Source organism: Amycolatopsis sp. NPDC114504, from assembly GCF_055633595.1.
In genome coordinates, this window is the sequence record NZ_JBVKDU010000003.1 from 1,375,066 (window position 1) to 1,400,360 (window position 25,295).

Genomic DNA, 25,295 nt, shown 5'->3' on the forward strand with positions numbered 1-25,295 from the left:
GTGTTCTAACCCTGTTTCTCACTCACGACCACCAGCAGCCAGACGACGTTCGTGAGGACGATCGCGACCCACAGCGGCCACAGGCGCGGGCTCCGCGGCCGGCCCGGCTCGGCCAGGTAGGCGTCCAGCGCCTCGGCGACCTGGTCGTCGATCTCGTCCCGCAACCGCGGGCTCAGCTCAGACATGCGCCGGCACCTGCCGTGGGACCGCCACCGACAGGCACGCCAGCGCCAGCGGGACCTCCAGACCGGCCATGAGCAGCGAAAACCCGACGTCGCTGCCGGCCGTGACGACGTCGAACCAGGCGTCGGTGAGCAGCAGCGTGGCCGTGCCGATCGCCGCGAACGGCATCCGCGGGTCGTCGCGCCCGAGCAGCCACGCCGTGAGCAGCAGGCCGATCGCCTCGGCCGCGTCGAAGCCCGTCCAGGCCAGCCGCCAGTGCTGAGCCGCGTAGACGTCCGGCAGCGTCGTCCCCAGTACCGCGATCCACGGCAGCAGGCACAGGCCCGCCGCCCAGAAGAGTCTTTTCATCGAGAACCCCCGTTCGCCGACCACGGTAGCGATTGCAGAGATTCTTTGCAAACATTCTCTGTAGTACGCTCCGGCCATGGTCGAACGTCCCGAACGGCGCGTCCTCACCGGCGCGGATCTCAAGGCCTTCTACAAGGCCCTGGCCAACCCCGTGCGCCGCGACATCCTGTCCTACCTGGGCAAACACGGCGAGGCGAACTCGACGAGCGTCGCGAAGGCCCTCGGCGAGAGCACCGGGACGACCAGCTACCACCTCCGCAAGCTCGCCGACCTCGACCTCATCGCGGAGATCGAAGACCGCGGAGACGGCCGCGAGCGCTGGTGGAAGTCGCTGATGAAGGACATCTACACCCCGCCCGGCCTGGAGATGACGCCGGACGAGCGCGAGGCCGCGCGCAAGCTCGGCACGCTCAAGATGAGCCACGACCTCGGGCTGGTCGCGCGCGCGTACGCGGGCTACGACGACGCGAAGGGCTGGACCCAGATCTACCGCGGCGGCCTGACGCTGACGAAGGAGCAGATCACGTCGTTCGTCGAGGAGTACCAGACCCTGCTCTGGAAGTACGTCACCGAGCCGGGCCACCACCCGCCGGGCTCGCGCGCGGTCGCCGTCCGGCTGATCGTGGTGCCGGACGAGGAAGAGTCCACAGAGGATTAGCGGGCCCTAAGGCCAGTTCCGCCTAATGAGTTTGAACCCCTTCAGTCGGACCAGCAGGTTGCCAGCGAATCCCGTAAGCGAAGCCCGGAGCGAGATGGCGGAACCGGGCGTGGACCTCACCCACATCGTCGACCTCCAACACGGCCCCTCGTGGCGAAAGCGTGTCGTTTTGAAAGGCCTTTTCCAGCCGCACGATGCGGTCCGGCACTCGGTCGCCAAACCGGACGTGCAGTTCGAACAGGTCGCACGGGTGCCGCGGTACGCAGACATAATGCGGTTCCTGCATGTTCGCCCGAAATCGCAGACCGATGTCGTGACGCTCACCCCGCCGCAGCGGTTCCGGCAACCGCAATGCCAGCCCGATGCGATCATTCGACTCCATCGTCCGGCCGACGAGTGCGCCACCGTGGAACACGTCGACTTCGAGATCGGACTCGCGCACCGGATCGCCGGATTCGCCGGTCGCGGTGAGTGTGAGCGCCAAGTCCAACTCGGCGATGCCGTCGGCATCGGCGACAACCCGGCGGAATTCGAACGCCTCGGCCACCGACTGGTCGAGTGCGAGCGTCACGCGCAACTCTTCGGTGTGCCAACTGCGGCTCGGGTAGCGCGGCCGCAGATCGGACGCACCGGCCGCCACGGCCATCGCCGCGACCTGCTCGATTCCTTCGTCGATCCGACGCCGGACCGTACGGGTGTCGCGGTCGAGCGTAGTCGCCGCCCAAAGCACCCGTTCCTGATAGAACGGGTTTCGCGCCCGCTCGTCCAGCGCAAACGCTGCCCGCAAAGCGATCTTCAGATCATCGGGCAGCGACTCGACGAGCGGACGCAACCGGTCGGTGAGCTTGCGCCGTATCTCAACAGTGTCGTCACCTTCCGAGATACCGCACACAGTACGCAAGGCAGGCCCGACGCGGTCCACGAGCGGCGCTGAGAAAACACCCCGCCCCTTGCGAAGGACCTTTAGCTCACCGACCACATCCGCCGCAGCGAGATCCACCGTTCAAGCCCTCCGTGCATCGTCAGGCTCACGACCGACAGACCAACCGAACGGACGCTTGTTCCGCTGATTCTTCTCCGTCGACGCAAGCGATCGACGTTTCTGCACGGCAGCTTTCAGGCAACCCAAAGACGTCGAGCCTTACCGGTCCGGTGCCGCTCGATCTGACCGGCAAGCACACAGGTGGTGCTAGATGCAGCGAGGGCCGCCTCCAGGGTGTAGCCGCGGATAATCAAGAAAGCCGTGAAGACCTGGATTACGACGGCGATGACAATCGTCCGACGCGAAGGTCCGTCGACACCCAGCGAGTCAAGGCCGGGAGTACAGGGCTTACCTCTGCGAAGTGGTGACACTGAGTCACAATCCTTTCTGTCCGTCAGCCCGGGCGTTGTCCGCTAGATGCGTTTGGAGTTGCAGCCCCAAGCCGCGCGAACGTGCTGATTCTCACCCAAGGCGAGCAGAAAGGGAAGCTTGACTACTTAGCGTAGTTGAAGTGTGACATACTTGAGGGGGCCGCCGGCTGCAACCGAAGACCCCCTCCGCGAGACCACCCGGGCCAACAGGCAGACCTCTAGAATCAAGAGTTACGGCAGAGCGGCGCCTTCATGCAGGGTTTGACCAAGTACTGACCATAATCTGTCCAGTATTTGTCCAGTTTTACCGGCTTCGGTTGCTCGCACCTGGCAAGGCCCTGGTCAAGAGCCTGAGCCGGATCTACCGAACTCCGTCCAGGCCAGCCTATCCAGGATAGCCACAAAGTGCTCAAGCGAGCCAGGACAGATTACTCAGAAAAGCTCAAGTGGCGCATCTACTGTTTACAGCAATTTGCCAGCGAATATCTTGGTTGTTCTAAAACAGGACTAGAGACCGGACACCCGCAGCGTGATGTTCAGCCGCCCGGCCAGGCCCAGCGCCGGGTCGGCCGTGCCCGCCAGGGTCTTCGGCACGCCGTGGTAGGCGAACCGGGACGGGCCGCCGAACACGAAGACATCGCCCGAGTGCAGTTCGACGTCGGTGTACGGCTTGCCGCGCGACTCGGTGTTGCCGAAGCGGAACACGCACGTGTCGCCGAGGCTGAACGACACCACGGGCGCCGAGCTCCGCTCGTCCTTGTCCTGGTGCTGCCCCATCTTCGTCTTCGCGGCGTAGAAGTTGACCAGCGCGGTGTCCGGCTCGTAGCCGTCGGCCGGCTCGCCGTACGCGTCCGCGAGCGCGCAGCGGCCGAGGTCGCCGAGCCAGTCCGGGAACGGCAGCACCGGCTTGCCCTCGTCGGTCGTGCGCGAGTAGCCGTTCGGGTACCAGTGCCAGCCGAGGCAGACGGTCTTGACCGACATGACGCCGCCGTTGGGGTACGTCGTGTGGCGGTAGCCGGGCCAGCCGCGGCAGGCGGCGACGAGCTCGCGCTGTTCGTCGAAGCCGAGCCAGTCGGGCACGTGCACGGCACCGGGCGCGAGTTCGGCGCGCGGGCGCGGCAGGAGGGCGTCCATCACCTCGATTGTGCCGGAGACTCCCGCCGCACACGTTCGGTGATCGTCGACGGGACGACGTGGTGACCGCGGAACGTCACGCCGGACCTGGTGAACAGCCGCAGGAGACGTCCCAATGGACCAACGGGACGCTCCTGCGGCCGAATCCCCTCGCTTTGGGCCACCATCGCTAGACAGTCGCACACCTGAATGTCACAAGCCAGCGTGGATCAGCTACGAACCGGTCACTTGACCTCGCCGACGCGGATCAGTCACGAAACGTCACGACGGTGACGCCCGCCTGAGCCGGCACCGGGTCGTTCATCGCGGCCAGCGCGGCCGGGACGTCGTCGAGGCCGATCCGGCGCCCGATCAGCGCGGCGAGGTCGATCCCCGCCGTCTCGACGACCCGCAGCAGCTCCGGGTACTCGTGCGCCTGCAGCCCGTGGATGCCGACCAGCTCCAGCTCGCCGCCGATGACCCGGTGCATCGGGATCGGCGCGACGCCCTGCGCGGGCGGCATCAGCCCGGCCTGGACGTGCCGGCCGCGCTTGCGGAGGCTGCCCACGGACGCCGCGCAGGTCGACGGCGCGCCGAGGCAGTCGAGCGAGACGTGCGTGCCGCCGCCGGTCAGCTCGCGCACGTGCGCGGCGACGGCTTCCGGGCCGTCGAAGGCCGACGAGTCGACGGTGAGCGCGGCGCCGGACTTCGCCGCCAGCGCGAGTGCGGCCGGCGAGACGTCGACGGCGACGACCTTCGCGCCCGCCGCGACGGCCAGCAGGACCGCGGAGATTCCGACGCCGCCGCAGCCGTACACCGAAACCCACTGCCCCGCGGTGACGCGCCCCTGCCGCAGGACCGCGCGGAACGCCGTGCCGAACCGGCAGCCGAGCGCGGCGGCTGCGGCGGCGCCGAGCGAGTCCGGCAGCGCGACGAGGTTCGTCTCGGCGTGCTCGATGGCGACGCGCTCGGCGAAGGAACCCCAGTGGGTGGCGCCGGGCTGGAACTCGCGGTCGCAGATCTGCTGGTCACCGCGGGCGCACTGGGGGCACGTGCCGCAGGCGCAGACGAACGGCACGGTGACGCGCGCGCCGAGCTCCCACCCGCGCACGCCCGCGCCGAGCGCGACGACGCGGCCGGCCAGCTCGTGCCCGGCAACGTGCGGCAGCGTCACCGCGGTGTCGTGGCCCTGCCACGTGTGCCAGTCGCTGCGGCAGACGCCGGTGGCGTCGACCTCGATCACCGCGCCGCCGGGCGGTGCGACCGGCTCCGGTACCTCCCGCACGACCGGCGGGACGCGGAACTCCTCCATGACCACAGCTCGCATGGTCCGAGCCTACGTGCTCACCTGAGCGGTTTTCCGTTGGTACCGCTCAATTGAGCGGCGGCGGCTGCGCGTGGAAGCGCGTTCGTCCCCGCGGCGGCCCGAGGAGCTTGCTGAGCGCGCCGTCCGGCACGTTCAGGATGTCCTCGAGATTCCGCAAGGCCTCCAACGACTCCGCCCGTTCGGGCCGGCACCGCCCCGACTGCCAGTGGCTGAGGGTGGCCAGGCTGACCGTGGTTCCCCTGCCGCGCAAGCGATAGCGGATCCGATCGAGCCCGAGCCCGCGGGCCCGGATCGCCGCCCGCAGGGCCACGTCGAACGGCCCCGCGGCGAGCAGCTGGCTCAGCTCCGCCTGTTCCCCCCGGTCGATGGTGCGTGTTCGCTGACCGGTCATCACAACGCTCCGAAGCACTCCCGAGTACGAAAATTGGAGCGTAGGCCCAGCTTCGCAAGATCGGAAGGGCCCTCACCCACCTGCGAGCCGCACCTTCTCCGCGATCGCGGCGAACGGTTCCGCGTAGCCCGAGTTGATCGTGACGTAGGAAATCCCCCACCGCTCCCGCCAGCCGAGAAGCCTTTCCGCCGCTTGACCTGGATCAGCGGGCAGCACGGTGACGGCACCGGCGGCGGCGAGCTCCGGGACGTCGACCCCGGCCCACCGCGCGATTCCGGGCGACGGCGCGTCCCCGACGGCCATGAGGTTCAGCCCGAGTTCGATGTCCGGCAACCTTTCGTCAGCAAGCTTACGGAATCGATCCACAATGGACTCGGCTTCGGCCTCGGTGGTCTTCGGCATCCAAGTGAAGCTGACGGTGTCGGCTTCTTGCGCGGCGAGCGCCAGCATTTTCGGCCCACCGGCGGCGAGCATCAGCCGAGGACGGTCGACCGATCGTTTGAGGTGCGCGATCGTCTCCGCCATCCGTGTGATGCGCTCACCCGGTTCGCCGAACTCCCGGCCGAGGGCCTCGGTATGCGCCTTCGCACCGGGCCGCCCGACCCCGAGCCCGAGCTCGAACCGGCCCCCGGTCAGCCGGTGCAGGGTCTGGACCTGCCAGTCGAGCGCCTTGGCATCCCGGAAGGGATCGGCGAGCACGAAGGTGCCGACGGTGAGGTCCAGAGTGACCGCGGCGGCGGCCCCGAGCAGCACGAAGGGATCAGCCTGACCGACGGGATCGGTGGCGAGCAGGGTGTCGAAGCCGAGCTTCTCGACCCGTTCGGCCTGAGCGGTCCACGAAACGAGGTCAGGCGCATGACCGGCGACGACACCGAAGCGGAAGGGTTTCATGCCAGCCATGGTCGAGGTGGCGGGCCGGTCACCACATCCGCTTCACGACGTCACTCGCGCGTACGCACCCTGACGTCATCACGGCTTGGTCACCTTCCGTAACAGCGGCCATGGCGCGGCCGTCTGAACGCACATCCGGCGAGGAGAGCGAGAACGGCAAATGACCACCGAAGCGAATACCGACCAGGTGCCGCAGCCCGAACCCGTTCCACCGCCTGTGTCACGAAGCCGCAAGCCGCTCGTCTTCGTCGTCGTCGGCGGCGTTGTCGCCGCGGCAATCGCGGCTGTCGTTGCCGTCGTCCTCATGACGTCGGGCAGCACGTCGGTCAACGGCACCCTGTCCCTGCTGTGCGACATGCAGTGCACCAAGTCCACAGCCAACGGTTACGACGGCTACACCGACCTGAGCAATGGCTCGCAGGTCACCCTCGTGAACGAAAGCGGCAGAGTCGTGGCGACCACGGAACTGCACCGGACTCCCGGCGAAGAGACGAAGATCGTCGACGGGATGTGGGTGCGCACGTTCACCTTCACGTTCGCCGACGTGCCGAGCGCCGAACGCTACGGGGTTCACGTCGGCAACAGCAACCGCGGCACGTTGTGGAAGGACGCCGACGAAGCCGAACGCGCCGGTTTCCAGCTTTCGATCGGCGGGTGAACCCACAGGTCGCCGGCGCGGGGCGGGCTCAGCGCAGGGTGACCGACAAGGCCTGAGCGATCTCCTTGCCGATGGCGTGCGTGGCCACCTCTGGCGGCGAACCCACCTTCACCACCATCGGTCCCCCGAACGGCTGGCGCTCGACGACCTCGATGCGTTCGCCCAGGTTGATCGCGTGCTCCGTCAGGTAGCGCAGCAGCTCCGGGTCCGTGTCCCAGACCCGGACGATCTCGCCCACCGCGCCCGGCTCGAGGTCGTCCAGGATGCGGACCGAAAGTTCCTCGACGCTGCCGTCGGCGGCCGGGATCGGGTCGCCGTGGGGGTCGCGGACCGGGTTGCCCAGCTTGGCCGCGATGCGCTCGACCAGCCGGTCCGACACCGCGTGCTCCAGCGCGTCCGCCTCCGCGTGGACCTCGTCCCACGTGTAGCCGAGCTCGGACACCAGGTACGTCTCGATCAGCCGGTGCCGCCGCAGCACCGAGCGCGCCAGGAGGCGGCCGTCGGCGGTGAGCTCGATCCCGCGGTAGGGCACGTGGGTGACCAGCCCGAGCTGGGACAGCTTCGTGACCATCCCCGACGCCGAGGACGGGCTGACCTCCAGCCGGCCGGCGAGCGAGGTGTTCGTGACCGCCTCGCCCCGCTCGACCAGCCCGTAGATCACCCGGACGTAGTCCTCGACGGACGAGGACCTCCGGACCGAACCATCTCCCATGCCGCATACTTTACGGTGCTACGTACTTTCTCGTGAAAGTCACGGCCGCCAGCGGTAGCGGATCCAGCCTGGTACGGGCTCGGCGCCCAGCTGCGCGTAGAACGCCTCGCCTTTCTCGTTGCCCGCCTGCATGTCCCACTCGACCCGCCCGGTGGTGCGGGTGCGCAGCTCGTCGAGCAGCTCGCCGCCGAGGCCGTGGCGCCGGTGGGCGGGGCGGACGAACAGGTCGTCCAGCCAGATCCCCGGCCGCGCCTCCCACGTGGAGAAGTTCCAGCTGCAGAACGCGAAGCCGGCGACGGTCCCGGGCTCGCCGGGCGGGGTCGCGATCAGCACCCACGCCTTGGGATCGGGCCCGAACAGGTGACCGCTCATCTCGGCGCGGTCGAGCTTGAGGTCGTGGTTGTCCTCGTAGACGGCGTGCTCCTCGATGAGCGCGCAGATTTCCTCGATGTCTTCGAAGACGGCGTCCCGGACGGGCATCGTGCCTCCCGTTTCTGTCGGTGGTGGTCGTTACGGTCGTGGTCGGAGGTGGTCGATGTCACCAGAGGACAAGTTCGAGGACCTGGTCGAGCAGTTCACCGGACGGCCGGGCGTCACGCCACCCGGCGCGACCGGCGGGTTCGGCCGCACCGCCCTGCGCGCGGACGGGCGCATCTTCGCGATGTTCGTCCGCGGGGAGCTGGTGCTCAAGCTGCCCAAGGCGAGGGTGGACGAGCTGGTCGACGGCGGGCACGGGGTGCGCTTCGACGCCAACAAGGGCACCCCGATGAAGGAGTGGCTGGCACTGGATGTGGCGTCACCGCGGCCGTGGGGCGAGCTGGCCGAGGAGGCGCTGGAGTTCGTGGCGGCCGCGCCGATGTCACGTCGCGCCGGGAAGCGGTGATGCCTCACGACAGCTGAGCCTGGTAACGCAGTTCGCCGCCGACGGCCGTGCCTTGCACGCGCACGTCGTCCAAAGCGGACTCGTCCAGCGGCGACCCCGAAAGCACGGCGAAGTCGGCGAGCTTCCCGGGCTCGAGCGTGCCCAGATCGCGCTCCGCGAAGGTCGCGTACGCCGAGCCGTACGTGTATGCGCGCAACGCCTCCTCCGGCGTCAGCGCCTCTTCGGGCGAGAAGGGCGCTCCGGACACCGTCCGCCGGCGCACCATGTCGGCCAGGGCGAGCAGCGGAGCGCCGTCGACGACCGGGCGGTCCGAAGACGCGGGAAGCACGCAACCCGCGTCGAGGACGCTTCGCAGCCGGTAGCACCACGGCACGCGAGACTCGCCGAGAGCGGCGCGCATGCCGTCGCCGAGCTCGTTGACGAAACGGCCCTGCGGCGAAGCGAGCAACCCCAGCGAAGCGAGCCGAGTCAGCTCCGCGGGCTGAAGTACCGCGCAGTGCTCGATGCGGTGGCGGTGGTCCGAACGCGGCGAAGCGGCCAACGCGGCTTCGTACGCGTCGAGCACGACGGTGATCGCGCGGTCGCCGATCGCGTGCGTCGCGATCTGCCAGCCGGCGTCGTGCGCACGGCGGATCGTGCGAGCCAGCTCATCCTCCGGGACCTGGAAGTACCCGCGGTTGCCCGGCTCGCCGTCGAACGGCTCGTGCATCGCGCAGGTGCGCCCGACCAGCGAACCGTCCGCGAACAGCTTCATCGGGCCGACGCGCAGCCACTCGTCGCCGAGACCGGTGCGCAGGCCCAGGTCGAGGCCGAACCCGGCACCGTCGGGCAGGTCGTGCAGCACGCTCGCGGCGACCATCACCGTGGTCCGGACGCGCAGCACCCCGGAGTCGCGCGCCTCCTGGTAGGCGGCCAGCTCCGCGGGTGTCTCGCCGACCAGCCCGCCGCCGATCCCGGCCTCCTGGACGCTGGTGATGCCCTCCGACAGGTACCGCTCGGACGCCCGGTCCAGCCCGCGCACGACACGCGAAACCGGCGTCGGGTACGTGAGCGGCCGCAGCAGCAGCTGGGCCTGCTCGCGCAGCAGCCCGGTCGGTGAGCCGTCGGACGAGAGCACGACGTCGCCGCCGACCGGCACGTTCGCCAGGTCCAGCTGGTCGAGGACGGCCGAGTTCACCACGGTCATGTGCCCGGACGTGTGCTTCAACCGCACCAGCATCCCGGGCGCGGCGCGGTCCAGGCCGTGCCGGTCCGGGTGCCCGCCGGCGAGCTTGTTCTGGTCGTACCCGCTCCCGACCACCCAGCTCCCGGCCGGCAGCGTCGCGGCCCGCGCGGCGACGGCGTCGTAGACCTCCTCGACGCTGCGGCAGCCGCCCAGCGCGACGTCGTCGAGGCCCATCCCGAACCACGCCATGTGGTTGTGCGCGTCGTGGAACCCGGGCACGACGAACCCGCCGGCCAGGTCGACCCGCGAGCGCGCGGACAGCGAAACCGCGTCGTCCCCGAGCGCGACCACCCGGCCGTGCAGGACAGCAAGGGCGCTGGTCACGCCCACACCCGTCCACACTGTGGCGTTCTCGTAGACCGCATCAACCCGCATGACGCCAAAGGCTATCGATCGATCGATCGAACGTCTAGCATCGGCGCATGCCCACCGTGGAGTTCGCCGTCGAGGACGGCATCGCGCACATCCGGCTGAACCGGCCCGAGCGGCTGAACGCGGTCGCCGCCGTCCTGGTCGACGACTTCCTCACCGCTCTCGACGACGCCGCGCGCAGCGACGCCCGCGTCGTCGTGCTGTCCGGCACCGGCCGCGCCTTCTGCGCCGGCCACGACCTCAAGGAACCCACCCCCGAGGGTGACTCCCGGGCGCGGCTCGACCGGCTCCAGGACGTCACGCGGCGGCTGCGCGGGCTCCGCCAGCCGGTGATCGCGGCGGTGCACGGCTACGCGATCGGCGCCGGCGCGGAGTTCGCGCTCGGCTGCGACCTGATCCTGGCCGCCGAGGACGCCGTCTTCGCGTTCCCCGAGGTCTCGCTGGGCCTGAGCGTCACCGGCGCGGCGTCGCGGCTGCTGCCGCTGCTCGTCGGCCCGCTCAAGGCGAAGGAGCTCCTGCTGCTCGGCGAGCGCTTCGACGGCCGGAAGGCCGCGGAGCTGGGCATGGTCAACGCCGCCGTGCCCGCCGAGCGGCTCCGGGCCGAGGCGCTCAGCTGGGCGAAGCGGATCGCCGAGCACCCGCCGGCGGCCGCGGCGATGGCGAAGCGCGTTCTCGACGCTCCGATCGACGTCGAGCCGGCGCTCGAGCTCGAGGTCAGCCACGCCCTCATCACCGAAACCTCGGCCGCGGTCGCCGCGTCCACGGAGGCTTTCCGGAGCCGGACGTGACCCCGCTCGCCGAGCTCGGCACCCTGGATCAGCTCGTCACGCGGGCCGCGCGGCTCTGGCCGTCGCGCACCGCGTGGATCTTCGACGAGGGCGACCAGCGCTTCACCTTCGCCGAGGTCGATCGCGAAAGTTCACGGATCGCGGCGGCCCTGGCCGAGCGCGGAATCGAGCCCGGCGACCGGGTCGCGGTGATGCTGCGCAACGTGCCCGCGTTCCCGCTCATCTGGCTGGCACTGGCCAAGATCGGCGCGCAGCTGGTGCCGGTCAACACGAACTACCGCGAGTTCGACGGCGCCCACGTCCTCCGCCACTCGGGCGCGAAGCTCGCCGTCGCCGCCCCGGAGTTCACCGAGCTGCTCGGCCGCATCGGGCTGACCGAAGTGATCACCCCGGACCAGCTCCGCTCCGACGCCGAGCCGCCGGACTTCACGCCGGTGCCGGAACTGCCGGTCAACATCCAGTACACGTCCGGCACCACCGGCGCGCCCAAGGGCTGCGTCCTGCCGAACCGGTACTGGACGACCCTGGCCGTCGGCCTCGCCACCGACTTCCCGGCCGTCGGCGAGGACGACGTCATCCTGACCGCGCAGCCGTTCCACTACATCGATCCACAGTGGAACGTCGCGTTGGGACTCGCCGCCGGCGCCACCCTCGTCGTGCTGGACCGGTTCCACCCGAGCACGTTCTGGGCGAAGGTCCGCGAGCACGGCGTCACCTGGTTCTACTGCCTCGGCCTGATGCCGACGCTGCTGCTGCGGCAGGAGCCATCGGAAGCCGACCGCGACCACCGCGTCCGCGCGATCTGCGCGTCCGCGATCCCGCACGAGCTGCACGCCGAGCTCGAGACGCGCTGGGGTGCGCCGTGGTACGAGGCGTTCGGGATGACCGAGACCGGCGGCGACATCCGGATGACGGCGGCCGACCACGACGAGACCGTCGGCACCGGCTGCATCGGACGGCCAAGCCGCGACCGCGAGGCGATGATCGCCGGTGAGGACGGGAAGCCGTTGCCGCGCGGGGAAACCGGCGAACTGCTGCTCCGCGGGATCGGGCTGATGCACGGCTACCACGACGACCCCGCGGCGACGGCGAAGGCGTTCCGCGACGGCTGGTTCCACACCGGCGACCTCGCGCGGATGGACGACGCCGGCCGCGTCTACTACATCGGGCGCACGAAGGACATGATCCGCCGCAGCGGCGAGAACGTCTCCGCCGACGAGGTCGAGCGCGCGCTGCTGCTGCACCCCTCGGTCAAGCTGGCGGCCGTCGTGGCGGTGCCCGACGAACTGCGCGGCGAGGAGATCAAGGCGTACGTCGTGTGCGACGGCGAGCGTCCGGAGCCGGCCACCCTGGCCGCGTTCTGCGCGGAAAAGCTGGCCTACTTCAAGGTTCCGCGCTTCTGGGCGTTCGCCGACGGACTGCCGATGACGCCGTCCGAGCGCGTCGCCAAGGGCGAGCTGCGGAAGGTCGCCGACCCGCGCGCCGGGTCGTGGGACGCGAAGGCGGCGGCATGGCTGTGACCAGCCGGGAGCGCGTCCGCGCGGCGGCGGTGAAGCTGTTCGCCACCAAGGGTTTCCACGGTACCGGCATCCGGGATCTGGCGCAGGAGGCGGAACTTTCCTCGGCGAGCCTCTACCACTACATGGGCACCAAGGAGGATCTGCTCGCCGAGATCATGCACACGGCGCTGAACCGCCTGCTGGACGCGGCCCGCGAAGCGACGGCCGGCAGCGCGGACCCGGTGCACCGGCTGCGCACTCTCGTCGTGCTGCACGTGCTCGCGCACGCGGTCGGCCCGGCGGAAACCCGCGTGGTGGACAACGAAGTCGACGTGCTTTCGCCGGCGGCACGCGAGCCGGTGGTGGCATTGCGGGACGCGTACGAACACCTGTGGGCGGCGGCGATCGAAGAAGGCGTGGCGGCCGGGGTGTTCCACACCGAACACCCGGCCGTGACCCGGCTCGCGCTGCTGGAGATGTGCAGCGGCGTGGCGAGGTGGTATTCACCACGAGGTCCGCTGGCGCTGGACCAGCTCGCCGAGCACTACGCGGAGCTGGTGTCGAGGGCCCTGGGCTGCGCGTCTCCGCCCGGCGTGGCCGACTTGCGGCGCTGCCGGGAAATCGTCGCGAAAGAGTGGGGCATGTCCGTTTAGCGGCGCTTTTACCTGTGTACGCCTTGCCCAGACGGCGTGCGTGGGGGACGCTCGAAGGGTGACTGAGGAAACGATCCAACTGGAACTGGACGACTCGGGTCTCGCGCCGGGCCTCCCGGCGCCGGCACACCCCCGCGATCAGGTGCAGGATGTCCCCTATCGCCCCGTCGAGTTCCGCGATGACGATCTCCCCACCGCCCTGGAGCGGTGCTCGAAGTGGCTACGGCAGGCGCAGGAGTGGCTCGGCGAGCCGGTCGACGTCCTGGCCATCCACCTCGACTACGACGACCGCCAGGGTTCGCCGTACTACGACGTGAAGCTCTTGTGCAACGAAGAGGACCTGGCCGGCGTCCCGATCGCCATCCGCGACAAGAAGTAACCACTGGTACTGCCGAGGCCACCTCCCGGATGTCCGGGAGGTGGCCTCGTTCGCGTCGCGGGGACCTCAGCCGAGCACGCCGCCGACCTTCACGTGTCCCTTGAGCAGGTTGCGCGCGATGGTGCGGCGCTGGATCTCGTCGGTGCCTTCGTAGATGCGCAGCAACCGCAGCTCGCGGTACCAGCGCTCGACCGGCAGCTCGCGCGTGTAGCCCATGCCGCCGTGGATCTGCAGGACGCGGTCGACGATTTCGTTGGCCTTCTGGCCGCCGTAGAGCTTCGCCATCGACTGCGCGTGCCGCGAGTCGACGCCCTGGTCGACCTGCCAGGCGGCGTTGAGCACCAGCCAGCGCAGCGCTTCCAGCTCGACGCCGGAGTCGGCGATCATCCACTGGATGGCCTGGCGTTCCGCGATCTTCTGCCCGAACGTCTCGCGCGTGTTGGCGTGCTCGATGGCCATCGAGATCAGCCGCTCGCACGAACCGATCGCGCGCGCCGGCAGGAGGTAGCGGCCCTGGCCGATCCACTGCATGGCGAGCTCGAAGCCGCGGCCCTCCTCGCCGAGGATCTGCGTCTCCGGGACGCGGACGTCCTGGAAGATCAGCGAAGCCGGGCCCCACTCGCCCATGGTGTCGATGTACTCGGACTTCCAGCCGGCCTCGCGGTCGACGAGGAAGCACGTGACGCCGCCGTTCGCGCCCTTCTCCGGGTCGGTGATGGCGAAGACCATCGTGAAGTCGGCTTCGTTGCCACCGGTGATGAAGGTCTTCTCGCCGTTGATGATCCAGTCGGTGCCGTCCTTGCGGGCGGTGGTCCGGATGGCCTTGGCGTCCGACCCGGCGCCCGGCTCGGTGATCGCGAAGCACGACTTGCGTTCGCCCGAGATGGTCGGCAGCAGGTAGGTCTGCTTCTGCTCCTCGTTGGCGTGGAACAGGATGTTGTCCGCGGCGCCGCCGAAGCGGAACGGCACGAAGGTGCGGCCGAGCTCGGCCTCCAGGAGCGCGGCCATCACGGCGGACAGGCCCATGCCGCCGTACTCCTCCGGCGTGAAGACGCCCCAGAAGCCGGACTCCTTCGCCTTCAGCTGGAGGTCCTTCAGCTCCTCGCCGGTCAGCCCGGGCTGGTGGGCGCGCTCGCGCCGGAGGACTTCCTGCTCGAGCGGGATCAGCTCCCGCTGGACGAACGTGCGGACCCAGTCGCGCACTTCACGTTCTTCGGTGCTGAGTGAGAAATCCATCCGAGCTGCTCCTCCGACACTGGCTAAGCGCTTGCTTAGCTCAGGGTACCTCGTGAGAGCGTGATTACCCCAGACCTGTCCCCGAATTCGTGACAAGCGCTTCGGCGCCCGGAAGGATCGGCGGGGTGATGGAGATCGTGGTCCGCTGGTCGTCCCCGTTGCCCGCCGAAGAGCGTTTCCTGCGCCTGCTGGACGACGTCGAGCAAGGCCGGTTCGAGGCGTACCGCCAGGACGCGGACAAGCGGCGCTTCCTCACCGGCCGTGCGCTGGCGAAGACGGTGGCGGCGGAGCGGCTCGGCGTCCCGGTGGACTCGGTGAAGTTCGACGCGACCTGCGAAGACTGCGGAAAGCCGCACGGCAGGCCGCGGATCCCGGGCGCGGACCTGACGCTGTCGATCTCCCACTCGGGCGAGCTGATCGGCGTGGCGGCGACCCCGTCGGTCCCAGTGGGCCTGGACGTCGAGACGGCCGGCCGTCGCGCGGACGACGGTTTGATCGAGTACGCCCTGAGCCCGGCCGAGACGGCGCACCTGGCGGGCCTGACCGACGAGGAGAAGGCGGCGGCGTTCTTCGTCTACTGGACGCGCAAGGAAGCCGTGATGAAGGCCACGGGCAAGGGCCTGCGCATCCCGCTGAAGAGCATCACGTTCTCCCGCTACGACGAACCGGCCCGGCTGGTCTCGTCGGGCGACCCGGCACTGGACCCGGCGACGACCCGCCTGGTGGACCTCAAGGCAGCGGACGGCTACCGGGCGGCCATCGCGGTCCTGACCACCGACGAACTGTCGGTGACCGAGGAACTCTGGGTCCCCTAGACGCGGTAGTCACCGGCGGCGATCCGGGCGGGCGTTGCTCCCCGAGGACGCACCCCGGTTCGGCCAGGACTTCCCCGGCGTGCCCTCGATGTCGCCCGGGAAACACTGAGCCTCACCGACCTCGTCGAAACGCCGGAATCGTGGCAGCGGATCGCTCGGAGCACCCAGGCCGACCCGGCCGCGCACCGGCGCGTGGTCCAGGCGGCCGAACACGCCGAGTCCTCCGGGTCCCCTAGACGCTGTCCTCCAGGCCCATCGCGCTCAGCAGCGTGCGGAACTTCGCCGTCGTCTCGTCCAGCTCCGACTGCGGGTCCGAAGCCGGGACGATGCCGCCGCCCGCGTACAGGCGCATCGACGTCGACGCGATCTCGGCGCAGCGGATCGCCACCGCCCACTCGCCGTCGCCCGCGGCGTCGACCCAGCCGACCGCTCCCGCGTAGTAGTCGCGGTCGAACGGCTCCAGCTCCTGGACCAGCTCGCGCGCTCCCTCGGTCGGGGTGCCGCAGATCGCCGGGGTCGGGTGCAACGCCGCCGCGAGGTCGAGGGCCGTCACGTCCGGGTCGGCCAGCTCGCCCGTGATCGGGGTGCGCAGGTGCCAGATCGCCGGGGTCGTGACCAGCTCCGGCTCCGCCGGGACCTCGAGGGTCCGGCAGAACGGCCGCAGCGCCTCGACCAGGTAGTCGATCACCACCGCGTGCTCCAGCTGGTCCTTGCGGGACGCCCGCAGCGCCTCGCCGTTGGCGCGGTCGGCCACCGGGTCGGCCGAGCGGGGCATCGAGCCCGCGTGGGGCGATGAGAAGACCGTGCGGCCGGTGCGGCGCAGCAGCAGCTCGGGCGTGGCGCCGATGAGCGAGCGCCCGCCGGGCAGCTCGGCCGCGTACGTGAAGTGCCGGGGGTTCCCGACCGCCAGGTTGCGCACGATGCTCTCGGCGGACACCGGCAGGTCGAACTCCAGGTCGAGAGCGCGGGCCAGGACGGCTTTGCGCAGGTCACGCGCTTCCAGAGCAGCCACCGCAGCGCGCACAGCCTCCATGTGCCGCGCAGGCGAAGGCACCGCACGCACCCGCACGGGCGCGGGCAGGACCTCACGCGGCAGCGACGGGGCCCCTTCCGACCGGTGAACGGTCCGGGGCACGACGAGGTGGCCCGGCACCTTCGTGTCGGGCCCGGTGTCGAACGGGAGGACACCGACGGCCAGCGGGGCACCGGTCGCGGCCAGCACGCCGGGGATCGCCGAGGCGAGCCGGCGGGGGTCCGTCTCGGTGACGGTCCGGATGGTGCCCTGCGCCAGGAGCGCGCGCGAGGCCGTCGTGAACAAGAAGTCGCCACGCTGGTAGCGGGCGGCGAGGTCGAGTGCCGGGGTCGCCGGATCAGGTGAGCTCACCTCACCAGCGTCCCAGGCTTCGGGAGATCCGCGAGGGGAGTGTCACGAGCGACACTCCCCTCGCGGGAGCTCCTGATGACGGCTACTTGAGCGCGTCGATGAGCGCCTCGCGCTGGCGCTCGCCCAGGCCGGCGGCGCGCCGGTCCGGGTCGATGCCGGCCTGCTCGAGCAGGGCGGCGACCTTCACCGCGCCGAGACCGGGGACGGCCTTCAGCAGCTGGGTGACCTTCGTCTTCCCGATGGTCTTGTTCTCCTTGGCCTGCTTGAGCACCTTTTCGATGCTCTCCTTGCCGGACTTGATCGACGCGAGCAGCTCCGAACGCGCCTTGCGAGCCTCGGCGGCCTTGGCCAAGGCGTCAGCGCGCTGCTCCGGAGTCAACGTAGGCAGAGCCAACGTAGTAGTCCTTTCCTCTCAGGTCTCCGCTTTCGCGGCCGACGGCTTTTCGACGTGCTTGCTGATGCAAGCGCTGGCCAGCCGTCTCTTACCACGGCCCCAGTAAACGCCACCGGCTTCACGGCCGTGCAACCGACACGCACTTATTACCCCCCGAGGTGATACCGGGCAACCCGCTCCGGCCTGCGGAAACGCTCCCAAGAACCGGCCGGCGTGGCTCAACTCACCCGGAAGGGGAGCCTCCGTTACAGCGTGCATTTACTTGCATATAAGGAAAGGGCGGAAAATTGATGATCATGATCACCGTCCGGTTGTCGCCCGATCGCGGGACGACCGTGACCGAACGGAGCCGTTGTTGACCATGCCCGCTTCACCCGATCCGCACTAGAGTCGGCCCAACCCCAGTTCACCGGCGAACAACCCCCGGGAGCGACCATGTTGAGCACCATGCAGGACGGCCAGCTGTCGCTGGCGAACCTGCTCCGCCACGGCACGTCGGTGCACTCGGCGAGCGAAGTCATCACCTGGACCGGTTCAGAAGCCCGCCGCGAAAGCTACGGCGAGCTCGGCAAGCACGCCGCGCGGCTCGCGAACGCGCTCCGGAGCCTCGGCGTGACCGGCGACCAGCGCGTCGGCACGTTCATGTGGAACAACGCCGAGCACCTGGCGGCCTACCTGGCCGTCCCGGCGATGGGCGCCGTGCTGCACACCCTGAACATCCGCCTGTTCCCCGAGCAGCTGACGTTCGTCGCCAACCACGCCGAGGACCAGGTCGTCATCGTCGACGGCACGCTGGTCCCGCTGCTGGCCAAGCAGCTGCCGGAGTTCAAGACGGTCCGGCACGTCATCGTGGCCAACGGCGACGCGTCGGCCCTTCAAGCACCGGACGGCGTCCAGGTGCACTCCTACGCCGACCTGCTGGCCGGCCAGCCGGACACCTTCGACTGGCCGGAGATCGACGAGCGGTCCGCGGCCGCGATGTGTTACACCTCGGGCACGACGGGTGACCCCAAGGGCGTCGTCTACTCGCACCGGTCGATCTGGCTGCACTCGATGCAGGTCTGCATGAGCGACAGCATGAACCTCGCCCAGCACGACAAGGCGCTGGCGATCGTGCCGCAGTTCCACGCGATGGCGTGGGGCCTGCCGTACGCGGCGCTGATGGTCGGCGCGTCCCTGGTCATGCCGGACCGCTTCCTCCAGCCGGCCCCGCTCGCCGCGCTCCTGGCCGCCGAGAAGCCGACGTTCGCGGGCGCGGTCCCGACCGTCTGGCAGGGCCTGCTCGCCCACCTCGAGGCCAACCCGCAGGACATCTCGCACCTGCGTGAGGTCGTCGTCGGCGGGTCGGCGGTGCCGCCGTCGCTGATGCACGCGTTCCAGGAGAAGCACAAGGTCTCGATCCTGCACGCCTGGGGCATGACGGAGACGTCGCCGCTGGGCAGCGTCGCGCGGCCGCCGGCGTCCGCGACCGGCGACGAGGCCTGGCCCTACCGCTACACGCAGGGCCGCTTCCCGGCGGCCGTCACCGCGCGGCTGATCGACGACGACGGCGCGGTGCTGCCCTGGGACAACGAGGCCGTCGGCGAGCTCGAGGTCCAGGGCCCGTGGATCGCCGGCGCGTACTACGGCGGCGCCGAGGTCGACCCGGACAAGTTCCACGACGGCTGGCTGCGCACCGGCGACGTCGGCAAGATCAGCGCGGACGGCTACCTCACGCTGACCGACCGCGCGAAGGACGTCATCAAGTCCGGCGGCGAGTGGATCTCCTCGGTCGACCTGGAGAACCAGGTCATGGGCCACCCGGCGGTGGCCGAGGCCGCGGTCGTCGGCATCCCCGACGAGAAGTGGGACGAGCGGCCGCTGGTCGCCGTCGTGCTCAAGGAGGGCCAGACGGCCACGCCCGAGGAGCTGCGCGACTTCCTCAGCGACAAGGTCGCGAAGTGGCAGCTGCCGGAGAACTGGACGTTCGTGGACGAAGTGCCCAAGACGAGCGTCGGCAAGTTCGACAAGAAGCGGATCCGCGCGTCCTACTCCGAGGGAAAGCTCGACATCGCCCAGCTCTAACGGGTAAATCTCCGGCGAGTCTTCACGCTCGAGACGGCCACCATGAGGGAATCTAACGCCTTCATGGTGGCCTTCAGAGCACGTCGGAGGGGTTCTGGGGATGCATAACAGGCGCAAGTTCTTGGCGTTGGCGGGAGCCGGCGCGCTGACCGCGGCGTGCGGGTCGAACACCGGGCGGCAGGGCACCGCGCCCCCGTCGACGGCGTACTCGGCGGGTCCGCCGCCCTCGGACGCGCCCAAGGTCACGCTCCAGCAGTGGTACCACGCGTACGGCGAAGACGGCGTCCAGGAAGCGGTCAAGCGCTACGCCGCGACGTACCCGGGCGCGGCCGTGAACGTCCAGTGGAACCCGGGCGACTACGACTCGAAGATCGTCACCGCGCTGCAGAACAGCAAGGTGCCGGACGTCTTCGAGGCGCAGGTCAAGATCGACTGGGTGCGGCAGAACCAGGTGGTCTCGCTCGATGACGTCGTCGGGCCGGCGAAGGGCGACTTCAGCCCGGCCGTGCTCGCCGCGCAGACCGTCGAGGGCAAGGTCTACGGCGTCCCGCAGGCCATCGACACGCAGGTGCTCTTCTACCGCAAGAGCCTGCTGCAGGCCGCGGGCGTGCAGCCGCCGCAGACCGTCGACGAGCTGGTCGACGCGGCCGCCAAGCTCTCGAAGGACGGCGTCAAAGGCCTCTTCGCGGGCAACGACGGCGGCGTCGGCGTGCTCACCGGGCCGCTGCTGTGGTCGGCCGGCCTCGACTACCTGAAGAACGGCAACCGCGAAGTCGGCTTCGACGACCCGCGCGCGGCGACCGCGCTGGCCAAGCTGCACACGCTCAACTCGAACGGCTCGCTGCTGCTCGGCGCGCCCGCCGACTGGTCGGACCCGGGCGCGTTCACCGACGGGCTCGCGGCGATGCAGTGGACCGGGCTGTGGAACGTGCCGAAGATCCGCGACGCGTTCGACGACGACTTCGGCGTGCTGCCGTTCCCGCGGCTGGACGGCAGCGGCGCGCCGTCGGTACCGGTCGGCGCGTACAGCGCGATGGTCAACGCCAAGAGCGAGCACGTCGCCGAGGCGAAGGCGTTCGTGAAGTGGCTGTGGATCGACCGGACCGACTACCAGCTGGAGTTCGCGACGAAGTTCGGCTTCCACGTCCCGGCGCGCCAGAGCCTCACCGGCCGCGCGGACAGCCTCAAGACGGGCCCGGCCGCGGACGCCGCGAAGTTCGTCAAGGAGAACAGCCACCTGGTCGGCGGTCCGGTGTGGACACAGCAGTCGAACACGGCGCTGTCCGACGCGGTCGCGAAGATCGCGAAGGAAGGGGCGGATCCGGTCGCGCAGACCAAGACGGCCGTCGAGGTGGCCAAGTCCGAACTCAAGCGCCTGTTCGGATGAAGGGGCGCGACGCACGCGCGTTCTGGCTGTTCGTCGGGCCGTTCCTGCTGGGGCTCGCGGTGTTCGCGTACCTGCCGATCGGCTGGAGCGCGTACCTGTCCTTCTTCGACGCGCGCAACACGGTCACGCCGACGGACTTCGTCGGGCTGGACAACTACGGGCACATGCTCACCGACGAGCCGTTCCTGTCGAGCCTGGGGACGTTCAGCGTGTTCGCGGTGTTCATCGTGCCGCTGACGTTCGTGCTGTCGCTGGCCCTCGCGCTCGGGGTCAACCGGCTCGAGTTCGCGCGGGCGTTCTTCCGGTCGGTGTTCTTCCTGCCGTTCGCGTGCTCGTACGTCGTCGCGTCGCTGATCTGGAAGACGTCCCTGTTCTCGGGTGTCCGATATGGACTGGCGAACACGGTGCTCGGCCTGTTCGGCGCGGACCCGGTGGCCTGGACCGGGACGGTGAACCCGCCGCTGTACTGGATCGTGCTCGTGACGGCGCGGCTGTGGCTGCAGCTCGGGTTCTACATGATCCTGTTCATCGCGGCGCTGCAACGGATCCCGCACCACCTGTACGAAGCGGCGTGGCTCGACGGCGCGAAGCCGGGGTGGCAAGTGTTCCGGTACATCACGTTGCCGCAGCTGCGCGCGACGGCCGTGGCGGTGCTCCTGCTGAACCTGATCAACGCGTACCAGGCGTTCGACGAGTTCTACAACATCATGGGCGACGCCCGCGGCTACCCGCCGTTCGCCCGGCCGCCGCTGGTGTACCTGTACTACACGTCGCTGGGCTCGGGCGGCCAGGACCTCGGCCGCGGCAGCGCGGGCGCGCTGATCCTGGCGCTGATCATCGCGCTGGTGACGTTGCTGCAGGGCCGCGTCTTCCGCTTCGGACGTGCGTCATGAGGGCCTTCTTCCGGTGGACGGCGCTGATCATCGCGGCGGTGCTGTTCCTGCTGCCGTTCTACCTGCTGGTGCGCAACGGCCTGGCGTCGCGGGCGGAGCTCACCGCTCCACAGTGGACGTTCTTCCCGTCCACTGTGCACTGGGAGAACTTCTCGCGGCTGTTCGCCCTGGACGACGTCCCCTTCGCGCGGAGCCTGCTGAACTCGGCGATCGTGGCGGTGCTGCAGACGGTCGGGCTCCTCGTGCTCTGCTCGCTGGCGGGCTACGGCCTGGCGCGGATCCCGTACCGGCATTCCGGGATCGTGTTCTACGCGGTGCTGGCGACGCTGATGATCCCGACGTCGGTGACGTTCGTGCCGAGCTTCGTGGTCGTCTCGACGCTCGGCTGGCTGTCGGACTTCCGCGGCCTGGTCATCCCCGGGCTCTTCAGCGCGTTCAGCGTGTTCCTGTTCCGGCAGTACTTCCTGGACTTCCCGCGTGAGCTGGAAGAGGCGGGACGGGTCGACGGGCTGACGCGCTGGGGCGTGTTCTGGCGGATCGTCGTGCCGAACTCGCGGGGGTTCTTCGCGGCGATCGCGGTGATCACGGTGATCGGCAGCTGGAACGCGTTCCTGTGGCCGCTGATCATCGCCCAGTCCCCCGACTCGTGGACCGTCCAGGTGGCGCTGTCGGGACTGCTGACGGCGCAGAACCCGCAGCTCGACCTGCTGTTCCTGGCGGCGGCGGTGTCGATCCTGCCGATCGTGCTGCTGTTCGCGTTCCTGCAGCGGTACCTGGTGCGCGGAGTGACGGAGTCCGGTTTGGGCGGGTCGTAACACGTCGCGGGCAGCGGCCGACTCCGGGAACGTCCCGAAGGAAGCAGGTGCTCGAATGACCACGCCCGACCACTACCCGCCGCTGCACCCGGAAGACCCGGCGGCGAACGCGCCGATCCCGGTCCAGCCCTCCTGGCAGCCCCAGCAGAACCCGATCTCCGCGCCCTTTCCCGCGCAGCCGTACGCCGCGGTGGCGGTCCCCTACCCGATGCTGCGCACCAGCGGGCTGTGCGTCGCGGGCATGGTCGTCGGCATCCTCGCCCTGCTCGGGTTCTGGATCCCGTTCGGCGACGTGCTGATGGGCCTGCTCGCGATCGGGCTGTCCTGGGCCGGCCTGACGCAGGCGGCCAAGCCCGGGTACACCGGCCGCGGCATGGGCATCGCGGGCCTGGTGACCGGCATCATCGCGATGATCCCCGCGATCATCTTCATGGTCATCTTCTTCACCGCCGCGGCGACCGTGACGACGACCTGCGGTTTCTACTGCTGACGCAACGCCCGGACCCGGAGCGCCGACGACTCCGGGTAACGGCGGGAACAGGTTCGCGATGACCGAGTTCGCCCCCTACCGGCAGCCGGACCAGGCCCACCCGCCTTCGGCGCCGGGCTCGCGGCCGGGCCAGGCGCCGCCGTACGTCCAGCAGCAGTGCGCCCAGTGCCCGATGACCGCGTCCCGGCCGAACACCAGCGGGTTAGCGGTGGCCGGCATGGTCGTCGGCATCGTCGCCCTGGTCCTGTTCTTAGTCCCGTTCGTCAACCTGGTCCTCAGTTTCCTGGCGATCGGCCTCTCGTGGGGCGGCCTGGCCCAGGCCTACCGCCCGGGCTACACAGGCAAGGGAATGGGCATCGCGGGCCTGTCCTGTGGCATCATCGCGGTGGTCCCGGCGGCGATCGTGATCCTGTTCTACTTCCAAGTCGTGAGTGCACCTGCCGGGTTCGGCCTCTACTCCTGAGCGTTCCCCGGCGGAATTGACCACGACCTTCGGCGGTACACCCCACCCCGACACCTGTGACAAGGTGGCTCGAAACGTCACGTTCACCGCCCGGACACCGGCGTCCGGCACGGTGCTGGGCAACCGAGAAACTGGGGAGCGAAACAACCATGGCCGAACTCACCCGGCGCACCTTCGCCACCGCGGGCGCCGCCGGTCTCGGACTGCTGCTGTGCACGCCCACCGCCAACGCGCTCGACCGCGCACTGCGGCTCACGAGCACCCGCTCGGTCAGCACCGCCGGCACGACCCTCGAGCAGGTCGCCACGGGCGGCGGCACCGCGAGCTACAGCCGCCTGTCCGCCGGACCCGGCTGGCCGCTGGCCGTCCGGAGCGATCTCGCCGCCCCGCAGACCGGCCGCGACGACCGGCGCCGCGCCCTCAGCGCGTTCGTGCAGTTCACCGACCTGCACATCACCGACACCGAAAGCCCCGCGCGCTTCGAGTACCTGCACCCCTTCATCGGCTCGGCGCACCGCCCGCAGGAGGCGCTCGGCACCGTCGCCACCAGCGCGCTGGTCGAGCGCGTCAACAGTGTGCGGCAGGGCCCGTTCACCGGGCGCCCGTTCGACCTCATGGTCACCACCGGCGACAACACCGACAACCACGAGCTGATCGAGCTCGACTGGTTCCTCAAGGTCCTCAACGGCGGGACCGTCACGCCGAACTCCGGCGCGACCAACGCCTACGAAGGCGTCCAGAACTCCGGCAACCACGAGTTCTGGAACCCCGGCAAGCCCGGTACCGACGACTACACGGCCAAGGGCTTCCCGCAGATTCCCGGCCTGCTCGAAGCCGGCATCCAGACGTTCACCGCGCCCGGCCTCGACGTCCCGTGGTTCTGCACCTTCGGCAACCACGACGACAGCATCGTCGGCTCGCTGCCGGCGCAGATCCCCGGCATCGACGCCTGGTACACCGGGAAGTACAAGGTCATCGGCAAGGACGAGAGCACCGCGAAGAAGCTCGCCGACGCCATCAAGAAGCCCGGCTCGAGCGTGCCGATCGCCGAGCTGTTCGGCGGCAGCGGCACGATCCGCGAGATCACGCCGGACGCGCGGCGCCGCCCGTTCGACACCGGTGAGTTCGTCCGCGCGCACCTCGACTCGGCCAACACCGGCCCCGGTCCCGTCGGGCACGGCTTCACCAGCTCGAACGCCGACGGCAAGAACGTCTACTACACGTTCCGGATCGCGCCGGGCATCACCGGGATCAGCCTCGACACGACGACCGACGCCGGGTTCGCCGACGGCTCGATCGGCCTCGCGCAGTACAACTGGGTCGAGGCGACGCTGAAGCGCAACAGCTCGACGTACTACGACTTCTTCGGGCGCAGGACCACCCATGCCGTCACCGACGAGCTGTTCCTCCTGTTCAGCCACCACACGAGCGGCTCGATGGGCAACGTCCTGCCGGACTCGCGCCACCTGCTCGACCCGCGCCTGGACGGCAACGCGTTCGTCGCGCTGCTCAAGCGGTTCCCGAACGTGCTGGCGTGGGTCAACGGCCACACGCACCTCAACAAGATCACCCCGCACGCCGGGAGCACGCCGCAGCAGAGCTTCTGGGAGATCAACACGGCGTCGCACGTCGACTTCCCGCAGCAGGCCCGGATCGTCGAGGTCGCGGACAACGCGGACGGCACGTTGTCGCTGTTCACGACGCTGATCGAGGCCGAGGCACCGTACGCGGTGGACTACGGCGCCCGGACCCCGCAAGCGCTTGCGTCGCTGTACCGCGAGCTGTCGTACAACGACATCCACGTCGACCTCGGCCGCGTCGGGGCCGCCACCGACCACAACACCGAGCTGCTGCTGGTGAACCCGTTGAGCTGAGCGCGTTACAGGTGGTGGGCCACGTCCGCGCGGCCCACCACCCTCCG

General features: G+C 69.6%; 28 protein-coding genes and 1 pseudogene. 16 read left to right on the plus strand and 13 right to left on the minus strand.

Annotation, left to right across the window (positions count from 1 at the left end):
* Nucleotides 1-5 precede the first annotated feature (5 nt).
* A complete protein-coding gene (locus ACZ7PG_RS27955; RefSeq protein ID WP_470242019.1) occupies nt 6-185 on the minus strand; it encodes a hypothetical protein in 180 nt (59 codons plus the stop codon).
* Nucleotides 178-531 (minus strand): hypothetical protein, encoded by a 354-nt coding sequence (locus ACZ7PG_RS27960; RefSeq protein ID WP_470242020.1) that lies wholly within the window; start codon nt 529-531, stop codon nt 178-180. Before ACZ7PG_RS27960 ends, ACZ7PG_RS27955 begins: the two co-directional genes overlap by 8 nt.
* 76 nt (nt 532-607) lie before the next feature.
* Between ACZ7PG_RS27960 and ACZ7PG_RS27965 the strand changes: the two genes are divergently transcribed.
* The gene (locus ACZ7PG_RS27965; RefSeq protein WP_470242021.1) at nt 608-1,189 is read left to right on the plus strand and encodes an ArsR/SmtB family transcription factor; all 582 of its coding nucleotides are present in this window, start codon (nt 608-610) and stop codon (nt 1,187-1,189) included.
* Between the two features lie 22 nt (nt 1,190-1,211).
* On the opposite strand, the gene ACZ7PG_RS27970 is transcribed toward ACZ7PG_RS27965, so the two are convergent.
* From ACZ7PG_RS27970 to ACZ7PG_RS27990, 5 genes are all read right to left on the minus strand, one after another.
* The gene (locus ACZ7PG_RS27970; RefSeq protein ID WP_470242022.1) at nt 1,212-2,189 is read right to left on the minus strand and encodes a hypothetical protein; all 978 of its coding nucleotides are present in this window, start codon (nt 2,187-2,189) and stop codon (nt 1,212-1,214) included.
* Between the two features lie 860 nt (nt 2,190-3,049).
* Entirely contained in the window at nt 3,050-3,676 is a 627-nt protein-coding gene (locus ACZ7PG_RS27975; RefSeq protein ID WP_470242023.1) for an alpha-ketoglutarate-dependent dioxygenase AlkB family protein, read from the minus strand.
* Nucleotides 3,677-3,923: 247 nt separating this feature from the next.
* A complete protein-coding gene (locus ACZ7PG_RS27980; protein ID WP_470242024.1) occupies nt 3,924-4,982 on the minus strand; it encodes a zinc-binding dehydrogenase in 1,059 nt (352 codons plus the stop codon).
* A gap of 46 nt (nt 4,983-5,028) precedes the next feature.
* Nucleotides 5,029-5,373 carry a transcriptional regulator gene (locus tag ACZ7PG_RS27985; RefSeq protein WP_470242025.1) on the minus strand — a complete coding sequence of 115 codons (345 nt, stop codon included), beginning with the start codon at nt 5,371-5,373 and terminating at the stop codon, nt 5,029-5,031.
* Nucleotides 5,374-5,445: 72 nt separating this feature from the next.
* Entirely contained in the window at nt 5,446-6,264 is an 819-nt protein-coding gene (locus ACZ7PG_RS27990; protein WP_470242026.1) for an LLM class flavin-dependent oxidoreductase, read from the minus strand.
* Nucleotides 6,265-6,424: 160 nt separating this feature from the next.
* Between ACZ7PG_RS27990 and ACZ7PG_RS27995 the strand changes: the two genes are divergently transcribed.
* Complete coding sequence (locus ACZ7PG_RS27995) at nt 6,425-6,922, plus strand: hypothetical protein (RefSeq protein ID WP_470242027.1); 498 nt, start codon at nt 6,425-6,427, stop codon at nt 6,920-6,922.
* A gap of 28 nt (nt 6,923-6,950) precedes the next feature.
* On the opposite strand, the gene ACZ7PG_RS28000 is transcribed toward ACZ7PG_RS27995, so the two are convergent.
* Together ACZ7PG_RS28000 and ACZ7PG_RS28005 are read right to left on the minus strand one after the other, a co-directional pair.
* Nucleotides 6,951-7,634: a metal-dependent transcriptional regulator gene (locus ACZ7PG_RS28000; protein WP_285476768.1), complete on the minus strand. Its 684-nt coding sequence runs from the start codon at nt 7,632-7,634 to the stop codon at nt 6,951-6,953.
* A 39-nt stretch (nt 7,635-7,673) separates the two neighbouring features.
* A complete protein-coding gene (locus ACZ7PG_RS28005) occupies nt 7,674-8,114 on the minus strand; it encodes a GNAT family N-acetyltransferase (RefSeq protein WP_364622494.1) in 441 nt (146 codons plus the stop codon).
* A gap of 55 nt (nt 8,115-8,169) precedes the next feature.
* Between ACZ7PG_RS28005 and ACZ7PG_RS28010 the strand changes: the two genes are divergently transcribed.
* A complete protein-coding gene (locus ACZ7PG_RS28010) occupies nt 8,170-8,517 on the plus strand; it encodes a hypothetical protein (protein WP_470242028.1) in 348 nt (115 codons plus the stop codon).
* A gap of 4 nt (nt 8,518-8,521) precedes the next feature.
* Here the strand turns inward: ACZ7PG_RS28010 and ACZ7PG_RS28015 are convergent, their stop codons facing one another.
* On the minus strand, nt 8,522-10,117 hold the full coding sequence (locus tag ACZ7PG_RS28015; RefSeq protein WP_470242029.1) for an amidohydrolase: 1,596 nt from the start codon (nt 10,115-10,117) through the stop codon (nt 8,522-8,524).
* A 47-nt stretch (nt 10,118-10,164) separates the two neighbouring features.
* Between ACZ7PG_RS28015 and ACZ7PG_RS28020 the strand changes: the two genes are divergently transcribed.
* From ACZ7PG_RS28020 to ACZ7PG_RS28035, 4 genes are read left to right on the plus strand one after another with little or no spacing between them, the layout of a single operon-like run.
* Nucleotides 10,165-10,902, plus strand: coding sequence for an enoyl-CoA hydratase/isomerase family protein (locus ACZ7PG_RS28020; RefSeq protein WP_470242030.1), 738 nt, complete (start codon nt 10,165-10,167; stop codon nt 10,900-10,902).
* Nucleotides 10,899-12,422, plus strand: coding sequence for an ATP-dependent acyl-CoA ligase (locus ACZ7PG_RS28025; protein WP_470242031.1), 1,524 nt, complete (start codon nt 10,899-10,901; stop codon nt 12,420-12,422). The genes ACZ7PG_RS28020 and ACZ7PG_RS28025 overlap by 4 nt, the downstream gene beginning before the upstream one ends.
* Complete coding sequence (locus tag ACZ7PG_RS28030; protein WP_470242433.1) at nt 12,419-13,054, plus strand: TetR/AcrR family transcriptional regulator; 636 nt, start codon at nt 12,419-12,421, stop codon at nt 13,052-13,054. The genes ACZ7PG_RS28025 and ACZ7PG_RS28030 overlap by 4 nt, the downstream gene beginning before the upstream one ends.
* Before the next feature lie 58 nt (nt 13,055-13,112).
* On the plus strand, nt 13,113-13,433 hold the full coding sequence (locus ACZ7PG_RS28035) for a hypothetical protein (protein ID WP_470242032.1): 321 nt from the start codon (nt 13,113-13,115) through the stop codon (nt 13,431-13,433).
* A 66-nt stretch (nt 13,434-13,499) separates the two neighbouring features.
* Here the strand turns inward: ACZ7PG_RS28035 and ACZ7PG_RS28040 are convergent, their stop codons facing one another.
* A complete protein-coding gene (locus ACZ7PG_RS28040; protein WP_086680388.1) occupies nt 13,500-14,669 on the minus strand; it encodes an acyl-CoA dehydrogenase family protein in 1,170 nt (389 codons plus the stop codon).
* 128 nt (nt 14,670-14,797) lie between these two features.
* Here ACZ7PG_RS28040 and ACZ7PG_RS28045 point away from each other — a divergent pair, with 128 nt between their 5' ends.
* The gene (locus ACZ7PG_RS28045; RefSeq protein WP_470242033.1) at nt 14,798-15,484 is read left to right on the plus strand and encodes a 4'-phosphopantetheinyl transferase family protein; all 687 of its coding nucleotides are present in this window, start codon (nt 14,798-14,800) and stop codon (nt 15,482-15,484) included.
* 21 nt (nt 15,485-15,505) lie between these two features.
* A pseudogene (locus ACZ7PG_RS28050) lies at nt 15,506-15,670 on the plus strand (DUF6247 family protein); the annotation flags it as partial.
* A gap of 46 nt (nt 15,671-15,716) precedes the next feature.
* Here the strand turns inward: ACZ7PG_RS28050 and ACZ7PG_RS28055 are convergent.
* Nucleotides 15,717-16,868: an isochorismate synthase gene (locus ACZ7PG_RS28055; RefSeq protein WP_470242034.1), complete on the minus strand. Its 1,152-nt coding sequence runs from the start codon at nt 16,866-16,868 to the stop codon at nt 15,717-15,719.
* 82 nt (nt 16,869-16,950) lie between these two features.
* Nucleotides 16,951-17,262: an integration host factor, actinobacterial type gene (mihF, locus tag ACZ7PG_RS28060; protein WP_026468624.1), complete on the minus strand. Its 312-nt coding sequence runs from the start codon at nt 17,260-17,262 to the stop codon at nt 16,951-16,953.
* Between the two features lie 435 nt (nt 17,263-17,697).
* Between mihF and ACZ7PG_RS28065 the strand changes: the two genes are divergently transcribed.
* The 7 genes from ACZ7PG_RS28065 to ACZ7PG_RS28095 all read left to right on the plus strand — a co-directional run bounded on the left by ACZ7PG_RS28065 (nt 17,698) and on the right by ACZ7PG_RS28095 (nt 25,248).
* Nucleotides 17,698-19,326, plus strand: coding sequence for a long-chain fatty acid--CoA ligase (locus ACZ7PG_RS28065; protein ID WP_470242035.1), 1,629 nt, complete (start codon nt 17,698-17,700; stop codon nt 19,324-19,326).
* 100 nt (nt 19,327-19,426) lie between these two features.
* Entirely contained in the window at nt 19,427-20,713 is a 1,287-nt protein-coding gene (locus tag ACZ7PG_RS28070) for an ABC transporter substrate-binding protein (protein ID WP_470242036.1), read from the plus strand.
* A complete protein-coding gene (locus ACZ7PG_RS28075) occupies nt 20,710-21,606 on the plus strand; it encodes a carbohydrate ABC transporter permease (protein ID WP_470242037.1) in 897 nt (298 codons plus the stop codon). Before ACZ7PG_RS28070 ends, ACZ7PG_RS28075 begins: the two co-directional genes overlap by 4 nt.
* On the plus strand, nt 21,603-22,421 hold the full coding sequence (locus ACZ7PG_RS28080) for a carbohydrate ABC transporter permease (protein ID WP_470242038.1): 819 nt from the start codon (nt 21,603-21,605) through the stop codon (nt 22,419-22,421). The genes ACZ7PG_RS28075 and ACZ7PG_RS28080 overlap by 4 nt, the downstream gene beginning before the upstream one ends.
* Nucleotides 22,422-22,476: 55 nt before the next feature.
* The gene (locus ACZ7PG_RS28085; protein WP_470242039.1) at nt 22,477-22,911 is read left to right on the plus strand and encodes a DUF4190 domain-containing protein; all 435 of its coding nucleotides are present in this window, start codon (nt 22,477-22,479) and stop codon (nt 22,909-22,911) included.
* Nucleotides 22,912-22,969: 58 nt separating this feature from the next.
* The gene (locus ACZ7PG_RS28090) at nt 22,970-23,374 is read left to right on the plus strand and encodes a DUF4190 domain-containing protein (RefSeq protein ID WP_470242040.1); all 405 of its coding nucleotides are present in this window, start codon (nt 22,970-22,972) and stop codon (nt 23,372-23,374) included.
* Nucleotides 23,375-23,523: 149 nt separating this feature from the next.
* A complete protein-coding gene (locus tag ACZ7PG_RS28095; RefSeq protein WP_470242041.1) occupies nt 23,524-25,248 on the plus strand; it encodes a TIGR03767 family metallophosphoesterase in 1,725 nt (574 codons plus the stop codon).
* Nucleotides 25,249-25,295 lie beyond the last annotated feature (47 nt).